12 protein-coding genes are annotated in these 14,822 nt (G+C 36.5%); 6 read left to right on the top strand and 6 right to left on the bottom strand.

What is annotated here, in order from left to right:
* The first annotated feature begins 121 nt into the window (after positions 1–121).
* Positions 122–2,029, top strand: a complete 1,908-nt coding sequence (locus IPI31_13655) for a gliding motility-associated C-terminal domain-containing protein (protein MBK7568861.1) — start codon at positions 122–124, stop codon at positions 2,027–2,029.
* 30 nt (positions 2,030–2,059) lie between these two features.
* Positions 2,060–2,221 (top strand): hypothetical protein, encoded by a 162-nt coding sequence (locus IPI31_13650; protein MBK7568860.1) that lies wholly within the window; start codon positions 2,060–2,062, stop codon positions 2,219–2,221.
* Positions 2,222–2,252: 31 nt separating this feature from the next.
* Here IPI31_13650 and IPI31_13645 read toward each other — a convergent pair whose 3' ends face one another.
* On the bottom strand, positions 2,253–3,596 hold the full coding sequence (locus IPI31_13645; protein MBK7568859.1) for a T9SS type A sorting domain-containing protein: 1,344 nt from the start codon (positions 3,594–3,596) through the stop codon (positions 2,253–2,255).
* 169 nt (positions 3,597–3,765) lie between these two features.
* Positions 3,766–5,619 carry a T9SS type A sorting domain-containing protein gene (locus IPI31_13640; protein MBK7568858.1) on the bottom strand — a complete coding sequence of 618 codons (1,854 nt, stop codon included), beginning with the start codon at positions 5,617–5,619 and terminating at the stop codon, positions 3,766–3,768.
* Positions 5,620–5,943: 324 nt separating this feature from the next.
* On the opposite strand from IPI31_13640, the gene IPI31_13635 reads away from it, so the two are divergent.
* Entirely contained in the window at positions 5,944–8,034 is a 2,091-nt protein-coding gene (locus tag IPI31_13635; GenBank protein MBK7568857.1) for a T9SS type A sorting domain-containing protein, read from the top strand.
* Between the two features lie 64 nt (positions 8,035–8,098).
* Here the strand turns inward: IPI31_13635 and IPI31_13630 are convergent, their stop codons facing one another.
* Positions 8,099–8,524 (bottom strand): clan AA aspartic protease, encoded by a 426-nt coding sequence (locus IPI31_13630; GenBank protein MBK7568856.1) that lies wholly within the window; start codon positions 8,522–8,524, stop codon positions 8,099–8,101.
* A 112-nt stretch (positions 8,525–8,636) separates the two neighbouring features.
* Positions 8,637–9,578, bottom strand: coding sequence for a malate dehydrogenase (gene mdh / locus IPI31_13625; protein ID MBK7568855.1), 942 nt, complete (start codon positions 9,576–9,578; stop codon positions 8,637–8,639).
* A gap of 119 nt (positions 9,579–9,697) precedes the next feature.
* Between mdh and IPI31_13620 the strand changes: the two genes are divergently transcribed.
* Complete coding sequence (locus IPI31_13620; GenBank protein ID MBK7568854.1) at positions 9,698–11,131, top strand: T9SS type A sorting domain-containing protein; 1,434 nt, start codon at positions 9,698–9,700, stop codon at positions 11,129–11,131.
* A 34-nt stretch (positions 11,132–11,165) separates the two neighbouring features.
* On the opposite strand, the gene tilS is transcribed toward IPI31_13620, so the two are convergent.
* Both tilS and IPI31_13610 read right to left on the bottom strand, forming a co-directional pair.
* A complete protein-coding gene (tilS, locus tag IPI31_13615) occupies positions 11,166–12,530 on the bottom strand; it encodes a tRNA lysidine(34) synthetase TilS (GenBank protein ID MBK7568853.1) in 1,365 nt (454 codons plus the stop codon).
* Complete coding sequence (locus IPI31_13610) at positions 12,527–12,856, bottom strand: tetratricopeptide repeat protein (GenBank protein MBK7568852.1); 330 nt, start codon at positions 12,854–12,856, stop codon at positions 12,527–12,529. The genes tilS and IPI31_13610 overlap by 4 nt, the downstream gene beginning before the upstream one ends.
* A 198-nt stretch (positions 12,857–13,054) precedes the next feature.
* On the opposite strand from IPI31_13610, the gene IPI31_13605 reads away from it, so the two are divergent.
* Entirely contained in the window at positions 13,055–13,795 is a 741-nt protein-coding gene (locus IPI31_13605) for an electron transfer flavoprotein subunit beta/FixA family protein (protein ID MBK7568851.1), read from the top strand.
* A gap of 74 nt (positions 13,796–13,869) precedes the next feature.
* Positions 13,870–14,820: an electron transfer flavoprotein subunit alpha/FixB family protein gene (locus tag IPI31_13600; GenBank protein ID MBK7568850.1), complete on the top strand. Its 951-nt coding sequence runs from the start codon at positions 13,870–13,872 to the stop codon at positions 14,818–14,820.
* Positions 14,821–14,822: the final 2 nt, after the last annotated feature.

Below are 14,822 nucleotides of genomic sequence, written 5' to 3'. Positions count from 1 at the left end.
ACTTAAAATATGTGCAGGCGCATTGGATTATGAACGCATAATTGTTAAATAAACAAGTATTACAAAAATTAAATTAATATATTTACAACTAATAACCTAATCAATTGAATATTTAAAAATAATGAAACACCTACACAAACTTCTCACACTTATTTTCATTTGTCTGGCCTCAACATTATTTTCACAAATGGTGGGAACAAATTCCTTTTTGAAAGGAACTTATGTTGAAGTAGGAGTAAATGATTGCGGGGCATATGGCTCTAATGCCATGCCTCCTGCAGGATATCACGCTACCTCACCTTTTACCGGGTTAGGTTTTGTCGCAGATTCTGATATGGATGGTTGGACCACGGGTACGCCTGATTATTGTGGTGACTACTTTGTTCCGGGATCACCGGTTGAAGGATGGGAAATTCAGGTAGGTGCCAATGTTTGGACAAATACTGATCAAAGTTGCTGGACAAGTGAAATTCCGGGTTCAATTACAGGATATGATTATACCGCAGGTGTTTACACTACAACCTGGGAAGGAAATATAACATCAGGAAGTTTTGATATTGATGTTACACAAAGAACCGAACTACCGGAAGATAAACTGTATTTTCTAACTTTTATCAATATCTGTAACAATGGTGCAACACCACTTACAGACGTTTATTACAAAAGAAATGTTGACCCCGATCAGGATCAACCATGGTCTGGTGATTTTACTACTTTTAACGATGTTGTTTCTAATCCGCCGGGAGATTGTCAGGCAGTAGTTACCTCTGAAGGGTTAACTTATGGCTGTTTTCTTGGTATGGGAGCCATTGATTCTATGGCACGCGCAAGCAGAGGAAACTTTAGCACAACAGATGGTACCGCTGCTCAGGCCTGGGCAGGCACAGGTGGTTACTCACTTACAGGAACTTCCACAGCGGATCTTGCAACACAGATCACATTCAAAATACCGGAAATTTTACCCGGTGAATGCCATGAAGTGGTATTTGCCTATATTTTAAATATTGATGATCTGAATGAAGCATTACTTGCAACTGGATCTTATGAAATGATAGTAGATGATATTTCTGTTGATAATGGCGATACGATCCCTGCTTGTACAATTGATACTGTTAAAATGGAAATTATCAACGGTGATGGATTTACCTGGGAATGGTCGCCAAGCGCTGGACTTGATGTTGACACAGGAGTAATAGTATATGCTACTCCTGATGTAACAACTGAATATACTGTTACAGGATATGCAACCTGCGATACAGTAACGTTTATAGTTACAATCGACGTTCCTTTACCTCCGGTTGCAAATGCGGGTCCGGATGTATTTGTTTGTAAAGGAGATACAGTTCATCTAAATGGATCCGGTGGAGCAACGTATTTGTGGACACCGCCAGTATACCTGGATAGTGATACTCTGGAGGATCCCGCGGTTATTGGCCCACTTACTAATATGTTTTATCAATTGGTGGTATATAACGTTTTGGGATGTTCCGATACCGATGACGTATTGCTCACCTTATTCCCAGATCCAATTATAGATGCAGGGGAAGATGAGATCATGATGATTGGGGGATTCTCTCAACTTTTAGCTTCAGGCGGCGTTACTTACGAATGGACCCCGGATACCTGGCTTTCCAATACTGGAATTTCTGATCCTATTTCTTTAGCTGAAGATACTATTATGTATTATGTAACCGGAACCGATATAAATGGTTGTAAGGCAACTGATAGTATGGTTGTATTTGTTTTACAACAAACTCTGGTTGCTTCGCCTACCGCATTTACACCAAATGGAGATGGTTTAAATGATACCTATCGACCTATTTTAATCGGCTTAGGAGAAATCACTAGTTTTTCTATATTTAACAGATGGGGAAGTTTGATCTATTCCTCCGGTGATCCAAATTTAGGATGGGATGGAACGTTCAGAACCAACGAACAAGAAATTGGGAATTACGTTGTAATGATTCATGCTGTTGATGGTCTGGGGAATGAAGTAGTAAAATCTTCCACCGTACTTCTAATGCGATAATAAAATTTATCCAAAAAAAAGATCCTGTATTTGCATAAAATACAGGATCTTTTTTTATTATCGTTGATCACACTTAAACCTGTATCCTATGATCAGGAAATTTCTTCAAAAATGCATTTTAATAGCATAAGAGGCGTAAATAAATACGGAGAAGCGATAAATAAAACAATAACACTTGCATTATTGCGATAGATTTTTTTAATTATTTGTTGTATTTCTGCAATTAATTTACCACTATGAATTTTGTGCGATATTTATAATTATCGCATATAATTTCTGTGAAATAAATACCATTGGGTAAATTAATTTCCATGTCAATTCCCGGTGAATTATAATTTTCGTAAAATTTTTGATGAACCCGAGTTCCTAATTCATTGTATATTGAAATTGATAATTGTCCTGAAATTAATTCGGGTAATATAATTGTAAATTCATGCTGAACTGGATTCGGATAAACTTGAATGTGATCATTAATATTTTGATATTTCGAAATTCTTGCGGTATCAACACCACAATCAATCCATAAAGGTCCATAATTATACCAAACAGAAGAAACCGGATTAGTTTCCATAAAGTTTTTTACCATGGACGCCTCAATACCAAAACCGTAGGAGGAATCAATCAAATGAAACCCTGCACCGGTGGAATCCGTTCTGTATTGATCACACGACCATGATAATCCATCGTATGTTCGGGGATTAATACCATCTGCCCAGAAATAAGGTCCCCAACCTATCCATGCACTTTTAATATTTGGGCCTTGATATGCCAATGCGGGATCTCCGGAAATTTGTTTTTGAATTAATTGTTTAATTACGAGATTGGCCCAATATCCCTTTGGTTCGCCATATGCGTCGTAACGTTTGTGTTCCGGATACATATAACCGGTATAATGAATTCCGGAAAGATATACTTGTTTTAAATTTGGAAACGAATCTTTTAATACCTGCATTAATGTAATGTATTTCGACATAACAGAATTATAATATGTAGTAAAATCATTACTGGTATCACTATCACTTTGTTGTAATATCCATAATACCTGAACTTGTTCATAGCTATCATCTTTCAAAACCATTCTTTCATTTAATGCTAACCAAAATCCCGGATTAATTGTATCGATCATATCGTCCAGATCTTTACCTGCAGTAAACATTCCTCTTACTGTGACACATGCACTCATTCCTTCATTATCATGTGCTTTAACAGTGTCGACATATGCATTAAATAAATTGGACGCAACGGAAGCGCCTAATCCTAAAAATAATACTTCGCCATTCACGTAATCTATATTGCCGAGCGTATCCAATGGTTTCATGTTTTTAGAAATGTTGACACCCTTCTTTTTATGCGGTCCATTTAAAATATTCATTCCACCTTTATAAAGACCACCCTGCACACCATTATAATAGGTGTTTCCCATATCTGTTAAAGGAATTAAACCGGTGGAGTCCTGATCACAATTTATGGAAACGTCAGTATCAACAATTATCTCCCAATCTTCCGTTTGTGATTTAAGTGAAGAGCAGTAGAGTAACAAAATAAAAACAAATATATTTTTGTGCATATCGGGGAATTTTAAGTGTGAAATATTGAATAGGTTACTTTACATCTGTTTTGAATTAAATTTCAATTATTTCACTTCAGGTGCAATCAATTATTTAGATCCACATCTCAAAATTAATAAAAAATCCCCGCCTTAGAGGCAGGGATTTTCGTTTAATGATTTTAAAGTTTTATTTAATTATAACTACTCTTTCATTTAATTGTTGACTACCTGTTTTAACAGTCAGCGTGTAAATACCATCTGTAATATTAGATGGAATATCAATGGTCAAAAATAAATTACCATTGGCAATTGGATTTGACACAGAATAAATTGATCGTCCGGTAATATCACTTAGAATTACAGTAGCAACTTCGTTCGTATTGAACCCGGTATTTAATGAAATGTTTATTTCATTTTTTGCCGGATTTGGGAAAACGTCCATTTTTGAAACTATTGCTGCTTCCGCATCTCTGCATTGGTTTATTACAGTAACAGCATCAGCAGTTCTGGAGCATCCAAATGCATTCGTGATCATACAGGTATAATCACCAATTTCCGAAGCAAGATAATCCCAGTTTGTAGCACCTGCAATTTCATCGCCATTTAAATACCACTGATATACATTGTCATCCGCGTAACTTGCTTTTAATAAAAGTGGAGATACATCACATAAGTTTAATCCGTCGGGATACAGAATATTTGCGTTTGGACTTTCTACAACAGCAACTGCCTGCACTTCTGATAAGCCGGAAGTACAAGTGCCGAGTAAACCTTCCACCTGATAATAGGCAGGTTTATTTGTAGTATAATCAATATCATTTTCACCGGTAAGCGCAGCACCATTTTTATACCATTGATAGGAATCAAATCCCGGTGTTGCGGAAAGAGTTATTTCATCAGGTTTACAAAGGGTGATAATTCCGGTAGGAGAAATTGCGATGGAAAGATCTATACCTTCATCAACAAACCCATTGCAATTATCATCAATTCCGTTGCAGGTTTCTGTAGCTTCAGGATTGATACCATCATTTCCATCATTACAATCGGTATTATCTGCAACATATCCAATTGGAGCACCATCACAGGTAGTAACAGCAGATGCTGCATCACCATATCCATCACCATCAGCGTCAGCATACCAGATATCATAAATTAGATCCTCATCAATGGAACCATTACAATTATCATCTAGTCCATTACATATTTCTGAAGCAGCAGGATTTATATCTGCATTTGCATCGTTACAATCTGTATTATCCCCTACATAACCATCGGGAACGGAACATGCAATTGTTGTTGCCGCATCGTTTCCATAGGTATCGCCATCTGCATCTGCATACCAAATTGTACCGGCTCCATCATCAATATCGCCGTTACAATTATCGTCAATTCCATTACATACCTCTGTAGCATCGGGATTTATTGCTGCATCTGTGTCATTACAGTCAACGTCGATCGTAAAACCGTCGCCATCCTCATCAGCTATGGAAACTGAGCCATCAACCATTATATTTCTAAGTGTGGATTCTCCATTCAATGCACTATGGGCACTGAATCCAATAACTCTTACCAGCATTGAATTAACGGTAGAAAAATCGGTAACATCCCAGGATAGATTTGTGCCTCCCAAACAATTACTGCTTTCAACAAAAAAGTCGGTTCCACTGTTTGTCCAACTTGTTCCGCCATCCAAAGAATAAGCTAATCTCCAGGTGGTAGGCCCTTTCGGATTCCTGCGGATATCAACGGATATGTTTGTCACATTTAATTGAAACCCTGCATCAGCCATTACCGAAAACTGAATGCTTGGCCTTCCATTTCCATAGGTGGTGGATTTGGAATGTTCGTAGGAAACAAATCCTGTTGGACAAGAAATCTGCTCGAGTGTACCATTAACACGCGACAAATTAGTGCCTGTTGCATTCAAGGCGACACTAGCATAATTGCCTGAAGGATCATCTATGTAGCTGTACAATTGTGCATTTGCTGTATAAAAAACAGCGACTAACATTGTAGTTAGTATTAGGTAGATTTTTTTCATCAATTTTAATTTTAGGTGTATGTTTAATAAAAGACGCTGCAATTTATAAAATGTGTACACCTGAATTAAAAGGTGAAAAAAAACCGATGTCACATTTTTTTTAAATTTAATCAGTATAAACAATTGAATATCAGTATATTATATAAATTTAATGAAATGAATTATTATACTTCGAGGTTATTAAATCGCAATTTTAGAAATATTTAAATTTGTTGGAATCCTTTTGATAAAACATGCTGAAAGATGACAAAAGATAATAATTAACTCTTTACATTTGGGTTTGGTTATTACAAGTTTAAAGGCCCTACCATTTAAAGAAAAAATATGAGAAAAAACCTTACCCAATTATTGTTGGCTGTACTCTTTTTATTAGAAGGAATTTCCATGACCGCCCAGGTTAAGGAAGTTTGTGGCACTGATCTGGAAAGGAAAAAGCTTATAGAATTATACCCTGAAATTTTAGAACGTGAGGCTGATTTTGAAAAAAGAGCGGCAGAGCGTTTAACTTCCATTATGCGAATTGAAGGTGAAACAATAATTATACCTGTAGTATTTCATATTATTCATGATTATTCCGGGGAAAACATAAGTGATGAACAGGTATATGATGCAATTGAACATATAAATGCAGATTTCAGGAAGACAAATGCAGATTTTGCCGCAACAATACCTGAATTTCAGGGAATTGCAGCCGATTGCAATATAGAATTCCGCTTAGCCCAAAAGGAATTAAGCAGTGGATGTACTAACGGTATTGACCGCATAGCTTCGCTTCGCACTTACACGGGTTCGGATGCTGCTAAACTCGGTGGATGGCAATCCGGCAAATATTTAAATATATGGGTGGTAAAGGATCTGCAGAATGGTGCAGCGGCATATGCCTATTATCCGGGAAGTATTGGTGGTATAATGTATACGGTTGACGGTATTATTTGCCGACAAGACTATGTTGGAACCATAGGATCGGCGGGTACATATGCTGCACATGTATTATCCCATGAAATTGGACATTATCTCAATCTTCAACATGTTTGGGGTAACAGTAATAACCCCGGTGTGGCTTGTGGCGATGATCAGGTACCGGACACTCCGATAACGGAAGGATGGACCACATGCAATATTGCTGGAAATACCTGTTCAGGAGGGATCGATAATGTGCAAAATCATATGGAGTATTCTTATTGTACTACCATGTTTACGGAGGGACAGAAAGCCCGGATTTATGCTACGCTGGAAGGAGAGGATGCAATGCGCAATAATTTATGGACAGAAGAAAATAAAATTTTAACCGGAACCAATGATGGTTATGTGAGTGGATTATGTATTCCAAAATCAGATTTTTATACACCCGACAGACTCACTTGTAAAGGCAATTCCATTACATTTTACGATGTTAGTTTTAATGCAGAAGTGGAAAGCAGAGTTTGGACCTTTGAGGGCGGAATTCCGGAAACATCTACTGAAATAAATCCAATAGTGCAATATAATGATGTTGGTTGGCATTCTGTAACATTAACTGTAACAAATGCATCAGGAACAGATACAAAAGTTTTTGATGATTATTTATATGTGTCCACTTCCACGCCTGATTTAAATGAAAATTATTTCGGAGATTTTAATTCTGAGGAAGAAGTAAATTCAAACTGGGTACTTTATAACAAATATCCTGATGACAGAGAATGGATGTGGCGTTCAACAAACGGTTATTGGAATACAGGATGTATTTGGTTGAATAGTCGTTTTGGACCTGACCTCGAAACGGATGTAGCTATTTCTCCAACATTTAATCTTTCTTCAGGCCTAACCGATAATTTATTTTTTAAATACAGCACAACTTCTTTTGGTGTATCTGCAGCTGATTATACCATGGCATTAAAAGTTTATTACAGTACTAATTGCGGTGATACATGGATTTATATGAATAAGGTTACAGGGCAGGATCTTATTAGCAGTTATGGAGGCGCATCAGAATTTTACCCCAATTATCCTGATCAATGGGCATCCGCTCAATTTAATTTGCCGGAAGCATGTAAAACCAATAATGTAAAATTCAAATTGGAATTTAATTATAATTCTTATGTGAATAATATTTTTATAGATGATTTTAATTTCGTTTCCGGTGTGCTGAGTTCTCCACTGCAGGAAGAATTAATTGCATTAAAAATAGCACCTAATCCAACTGCAGTTAATTCAGAAACAATTTTGTATTACAGTTTAAAACAACAGGATGATCTGCAAATATCTGTAGTTGACCTATTTGGTAAAACTATTGCTGTTGTTGATCTTGGAACTCAATTGGCAGGAAGTCATCAATATATTTTCAACCCAGCTGACCTTGGCATATCAAAGGGATGTTACATAATTAAAATTGGGAACGGTAAATTTTCAACTTCAGAAAAATTATTGGTTTTATAATTTTCTAAAAATAAAGAAAGCGGAATTTCATAATGGAAATTCCGCTTTCTTTATTTTATACAACTTATTTATGGAATATTAAATATGCGTTTTTGTAATCAATAACACATTTGTATTTCATCAGAATATCACCTCCAATTATGGCATAAACAGGATCTAAACCTGCCGCTGTATAAGCAGCATTCACCATGTCAAGATCTATCAATGCAAACTCCAATGGTTTTATTGATTTGGTCCCGATCTTTAATCTGTTAAACTTTACAAATTCACTGTTCTGAATATTTGCGCCTAAGCCGGTTGTTTGGTGTTCCGTTTTAATTATGTGTTGATCTTTAAAATGTTTTTCGGTGAATGATCTGTCTACAACACTTTTTGAAGCACCCGTATCAATCAGGAATTTCACTTCTATACCTTGTATTTTTCCTTTTACAAAAATGTGATAACCCTTTGGAGGAATTTTTTTAATGATAAGTTTTAATGGTTTATTCAAAATGTTTTTTTTAATTTTTTTGCAATAAAAAAACCATATAGAAACAATGTCTATGAATTCACAATATCATGTGAGATCAGTTTCTATATGGTTTAAATTAAAATGATATAGTTCAGCTGCCTGCGTTCATTTTATCCAATACGCTCATAACTTCTTTTACAGCAACAGCAGAATTTTGTAATAAGGTCATTTCATCTGTATTTAATTTTAATTCGATGATCTGCTCAATTCCGTTTTTTCCAAGTTTAACCGGTACTCCGAGATAAATATCTTTTAATCCATATTCACCATTTAACATTACACAACAAGGAAATATGCGATGTTCATTTTTTATAATTGCTTCCACCATTTGGGCTGCTGCAGCACCGGGTGCATACCAGGCGGAAGTGCCAAGAAGGTTAACAATTTCTCCTCCACCAACTTTAGTTCGTTGTACAATTGCGTTCAGTTTTTCTTCCTCTATCATCTCTGTTACAGGTATTCCTGCAACCGTGGTATATCTTGGAAGAGGCACCATGGTATCCCCATGTCCCCCCATTAAAACTGCCTGAATGTCTTTTGGTGAACAATTTAATGCTTCAGCTAAAAAGGCGCGGTATCTGGCAGTATCAAGTATTCCGGCCATACCGAAAACGCGGTTTGAATCTACTTTAGCTGTCAAAAAGGCGCAATAGGTCATCACATCCAGCGGGTTAGAAACAACGATCACGATTGCGTTAGGTGAATATTTTATAACCTGTTCCGTTACCGATTTAACGATACCGGCATTAACACTAATTAAGTCATCGCGGCTCATACCGGGTTTGCGTGGTAAACCGGAGGTAATTACAACCACATCGCTTCCTGCTGTGCGGGCATAATCGTTGGTAACACCAATCACTTTTGTGCTGTAATAATCAATTGGTGCTTGTTGCCAGGTATCTAAACTCTTACCTTCGGCAGTTCCTTCTTTGATGTCTAAAAGAATGATCTCATTTAAAAAATCTTTGTGGGCAAGCACATTGGCTACGGTAGATCCTACATTTCCAGCCCCAACAACGGTTACTTTACTCATATATTTGTCATTTTCGACCGCAAATTTATGCCATTTGTGGTTAATGATCGCTTTATGCACAAAGTTTGATGTTAATTTAAATTAATACTTTTTAACTTTACACAATAATTCAACAATTGATGAAAAAACTTCTTTCCATTATTGCTTTTGTGTCTTTTTTGATTCCCTTAAAAGCACAATCTAACTATTGCGGAACCTTATTTTCAGAAGATCAGATGGTTTGGCTACGCAATTTCCAAAATAATTATATTCCACAGGACGCCGGGTTACGCGGCGGTACGACCTACTACATACCAATGAAGGTGCATATAGTTGGAACCGACGATGGTATTGGTTATTACAATCATACCTACCTCTTTACTTCTATCTGCGAGCTAAACGAACATTATGCTGAAACAGGGTTTGTTTTTTACATTTATGGAGAGATGGATTATATTGATAATTCTGATTTTTATGAGCATGATTGGTACGATGGAGAAGATATGATGGACGAAAACAATGTGGATGATCTTTTAAATGTATATTTTGTTTCCGATCCTGCTGGTAACTGTGGTTATTTTAGCCCTTCTGATAATGGGGTTGCAGTAGCAAAATCATGCGCTATGCCAGGTGGAACTACCATTGCACATGAATTCGGTCACTTTTTCTCCCTTCCGCACACTTTTTACGGTTGGGAATATGGTATTCCAGATGATGAAGACCAGGAATGGGTGAATGGTGCTAATTGCAATTCTGCCGCTGATGGATTTTGTGACACTCCTCCGGATTATCTTGATTACAGATGGAATTGTCCCGGTCCACTTCAAACAGATCCTAATGGTGATACTTTTTTCAGCGATGGAACATTTTATATGTCATATTCCAATGATGCATGCACCGATAAATTCTCTATTGAACAACAGGATGCAATGATCGCAAACCTGCTGGGACCTAGAAATGATTTATTGGATTATCCAACACCGGTTTATGTTGACCTTACAGAAACTCCAACGCCAATAGTGCCTTTGAATGATGCAGTTGGTCTTTATCCTAATTATGTATATCTGGAATGGACCCCGGTAGAAAATGCAACGCAGTATCACTTACAAATATCCTACAGCAGTGGATTTTCTGCTATTGCACATGATGTAGTTACTACTAATAATTATTATGAGGAAAAAAATCTTCAGCTCGATAAAAAATATTACTGGCGCGTAAGACCACTTTCACCGCTTAATACCTGTGAAGCTGCTTCTATTGCTTTTAATTTTACTACAGGTAATGTATTAACTTCAGTTCAGGAGAGCGAAATATTTAATTATTTCAGTGTATATCCTAATCCTGCATCGTCTGCATCAACAATAGATATCACTTATCAAACGGACGAAAGTTTTTCAGGCACAATGAATTTATTGGATATTACCGGTAAAACTATTATGATAGAGGAAATTACAATTAATGCCGGACCAGATAAATTACAATTGAATTTACCGGAATTAAGTGAAGGAATTTATTTCATTCAATTGAATAATGGAAATAAAACAGATGTGTTAAAACTGATGATAAATAATTGATTTCGATTAATATGTTTTTTATAAAAAATGCTTCCTATTCGGGAAGCATTTTTATTTTGAGTAGGCGGGTAGTCTTATTTGTAATTTGAAATCTTCCATCCTGACGCAATCCTAATACCCAAATAATTTTATCGCCGCATAATAATACCTTGGTTGTTTCTTTTTGCAGGATGTTGTATTTAGCATTCGTTAATAGATCACTTACCTTTTTCTTTCCGGGTTTGTCCGACTTTTTTTTGGTTAAACCAAGAGGGTAGAGGTAATCACCTTTTTCCCACGTTCGTAAAATCAATGGAAATGAAATGGTGTCCGCATCAAAATATGCAATATTTCCTGAATCATTAAATTGCATTTGTGCATTGTATTTACTGAATTCCAGATGCAATTTAAAACCACTGCAATCAATCGTTTTCTTTTCCCCGTCAATAATAATTATACTCTCCAACTCTTTGTCTATAGAAGTAAGAATAATATTTTTTCTGTCGAGAATGATTCTGTATTTCTCGCTATAAAATATTTTTCCCGTTTCTCCCAAACTCTGTAATATGTCATTTATCTGATCTTCATTAAATTGATATGGGTAAAGAAATTCATGTAAATATGTTGTCGCAGCCGGTAAATTTATAATGGAAGATACAGGTAAGTATGTATCATTTCCTTTAATCTGAGTTAATGCCCTTAATTTCTTTTTAACCTGAGTTTGATAAATGAGCTCTATTTCTCTGAAATGGTTTAAATTTCTCATCATTGTTTTTTCCAATGACGGATTGATCATTTTCATAAGAGGGATAATTTCATTTCTCAATCTGTTTCTATCAAAATCATTTACCAGATTAGTTTCATCAAAATTAAAAACCAACGAATTTTGCCTCGCATGGTCCACAATTTCTGAACGTGTTGCAAATAGCAATGGACGGATAATCTTTCCATTTATAACAGGAATACCGGTAAGTCCTTTAATTCCGGTACCTTTTATCAGATTAAAGATCGTTGTTTCAATATTGTCGTTGTGATGGTGGCCTGTGGCTACCCGGTCGTAATTGAAATTACTGCGTATTTCTTCGAAAAATCTGTACCTTAATTCTCTTGCAGCAACTTCCAACGAAATTTTATTTTCCTTTTGATAGGAAATGGTGTCAAATTTTTCAACATACAAAGCAACATTATATTTTTTTGCAAGATATTTCACAAGTTCAACGTCTTTCTCGGAGTCGCTGCCCCGAAGTTGGAAATTGCAGTGCGCAATTGCGAATTCAAATCCCGACTTATTAAAAAGATCACATAAAACCACACTATCAATTCCACCGCTAACCGCAACAAGCACTTTTTGATCGGGAGAAAATAATTTTTCGCTCGAAATAAATGATCTGAATTTTTCTGATAAAGTAATAGTTTTCATTCGTCGTCGTCTATACCCAAACTTAAATTCGTTTTTGCATTTTGCAATTCTGCAAAACTATGCTGATCATTCAATTTTGTTGCAATTTTTAAACCGGTTGTGTAACAATTTTCCGCATCTGATTTTCTGCCGAGTTTGTTATATAATTTGCCGAGGTGATAGTAAGTTCCCACATAATCAGGATCTGCTTCCACAAGTGCTTCGAAATATTTTAGTCCGGTTTCCATTTCTCCTTTTTTGATATATTCAAGCGCCAGAGCATATTGCAAAAATGAATCCCGGGGATTTTCTGCCAGATAAATTAAAAGTTGTTCTACACGATCCATAATTGGTAAAGGTTTAAAGTTTACAAAGGTAAGCTTGGATAGATTGCAAAAGTTGCCAAAACTCTTTTTTTAGCTGTAGACCTTAAATAAATTTTGTTTTGCAACATGTGATCAAAATGCGCAATACTTCCCCTTTTCAGGTTATAATTACTGACTTTCAAATCATATCTTTGCGCACACAAAAAGCGTGAAAATTTTATGAAATTATTGGTTTGTATAAGTAAAGTTCCGGATACAACTACAAAAATTGTATTTACCGAAAACAATACAAAATTTAATGAGGCCGGGGTGCAATTCATCATTAACCCTTATGATGAGTGGTACGCACTGGTAAGAGCTTTGGAATTAAAGGAAACGCTGGGTGGAACTGTTACCGTAATAAATGTTGGAAAAGCGGATAGCGAACAAATTATCAGAAAAGCTTTGGCGCTTGGAGCAGATGACGCAGTTAGAGTTGATGCAGAACCCTTGGATTCTTTTCAGGTTGCTTCCGCAATTGCAGATTACGCAAAAACGCAACAATTTGACATCGTGTTTACCGGTAAAGAAACCATTGATTATAACGGGGGAGTAGTAGGAGGTATGATCGCGGAACTTTTAGATCTTCCTTATGTATCACTGGCTTCCAAATTAGATGTGGATGGGACTAATCTGAAAATTGAACGTGAATTGGAGGGTTTGAAAGAAACTGTGGCATTATCGGTTCCATGTGTTATAAGTGCTCAAAAAGGCATGGCAGAGGCAAGAATTCCAAATATGCGCGGAATTTTGGCTTCCAAAACTAAACCTGTTGCTATCATAACACCATCCTCTTCCAATATCAAAGTAACCGTAAAATCCTTTGCTTTACCTCCTGAAAAAACAGGTTGTAAGCTTATAGCGCCCGAAAATGCAGAACAACTTGCAGATCTTTTGCATAATGAGGCTAAAGTGATCTGAGAAATGTATTGATTTTAGGTTATCATTATTCATTGAAATTAAAACTATTAAAACTCAAAAAATAATCAGTAAACATGATACTTGTTTTTGCAGAATTATCGAAAGGAAAATTAAAGAAAACAGCACTGGAATCAGCAGCTTACGCATCAAAAATGGGGGAGGCAACGGCTATTGCTTTTGGAAGTGCAGATAGTGGAGAATTGGAAAAATTAGGTGGATATGGTATATCAAAAGTAATTCACATAGCCGACGAAAAACTGAATGCTGTTTATTCAAAGGCATATTCTAAAATAATAGTTTCCACTGCATTAGCAATTGGAGCTGATATTATCATTTTATCGCATAATTCCACAGGGAGATCAATTGCGCCTCGTATAGCAGTGAAATTTGAAGCACCATTATTTGCGGGAGTAAATATGTTACCGGAAAATAATGTGGTGCGAAAAGCAGTGTTTTCAGGTAAGGCTTTTGCAGATCTTCAAATGCAGGAAGGTAAAAAGGTATTAACTATTAATCCAAACTCTTATAAAGCAGAATCAACAGGTGCTTTAGCTACTGTGGAGGTGAAAGCCGCGGAATTTGCTGATTCAGACCTTGATTTTGCTATTACCGCCGTTGAAGATGAGGCAGGTGGACACGTTCCGCTTCCGGAAGCAGAAATTGTTGTTTCCGGTGGAAGGGGACTTAAAGGTCCTGAAAACTGGGGAATAATTGAGGATCTCGCGAATGTTTTGGGTGCAGCAACAGCTTGCTCCAGACCCGTTGCGGATATTGGATGGCGTCCACATCATGAACACGTAGGTCAGACAGGTTTAACCATTAAACCCACTCTTTATATTGCTGTGGGAATTTCCGGTGCCATTCAACATTTAGCCGGAGTTAACCAGAGCAAAGTAATAGTGGTTATAAATAAAGATCCGGAAGCACCATTTTTCAAAGCGGCCGATTATGGAATAGTTGGTGATGCGTTTGAGGTTTTACCAAAAATTACCGAGGCTATTAAAAGGATCAAAGCACAAGGGTAAAA

Source organism: Bacteroidota bacterium, assembly GCA_016706865.1.
In the GTDB taxonomy this organism is placed as follows: domain Bacteria; phylum Bacteroidota; class Bacteroidia; order Chitinophagales; family BACL12; genus UBA7236.
Note: the sequence above shows the minus strand (reverse complement) of the source record. Positions and strands in the feature narration are given on the sequence as shown.

Excerpts from the sequence above, each read along its gene's own strand:
- IPI31_13655 (MBK7568861.1), top strand. The coding sequence starts at position 122 with ATGAAACACCTACACAAACTTCTCACACTTATTTTCATTTGTCTGGCC.
- IPI31_13645 (MBK7568859.1), bottom strand. The coding sequence starts at position 3,596 with ATGCACAAAAATATATTTGTTTTTATTTTGTTACTCTACTGCTCTTCA.
- IPI31_13640 (MBK7568858.1), bottom strand. The coding sequence starts at position 5,619 with ATGAAAAAAATCTACCTAATACTAACTACAATGTTAGTCGCTGTTTTT.
- IPI31_13635 (MBK7568857.1), top strand. The coding sequence starts at position 5,944 with ATGAGAAAAAACCTTACCCAATTATTGTTGGCTGTACTCTTTTTATTA.
- mdh (MBK7568855.1), bottom strand. The coding sequence starts at position 9,578 with ATGAGTAAAGTAACCGTTGTTGGGGCTGGAAATGTAGGATCTACCGTA.
- IPI31_13620 (MBK7568854.1), top strand. The coding sequence starts at position 9,698 with ATGAAAAAACTTCTTTCCATTATTGCTTTTGTGTCTTTTTTGATTCCC.
- tilS (MBK7568853.1), bottom strand. The coding sequence starts at position 12,530 with ATGAAAACTATTACTTTATCAGAAAAATTCAGATCATTTATTTCGAGC.
- IPI31_13610 (MBK7568852.1), bottom strand. The coding sequence starts at position 12,856 with ATGGATCGTGTAGAACAACTTTTAATTTATCTGGCAGAAAATCCCCGG.
- IPI31_13605 (MBK7568851.1), top strand. The coding sequence starts at position 13,055 with ATGAAATTATTGGTTTGTATAAGTAAAGTTCCGGATACAACTACAAAA.
- IPI31_13600 (MBK7568850.1), top strand. The coding sequence starts at position 13,870 with ATGATACTTGTTTTTGCAGAATTATCGAAAGGAAAATTAAAGAAAACA.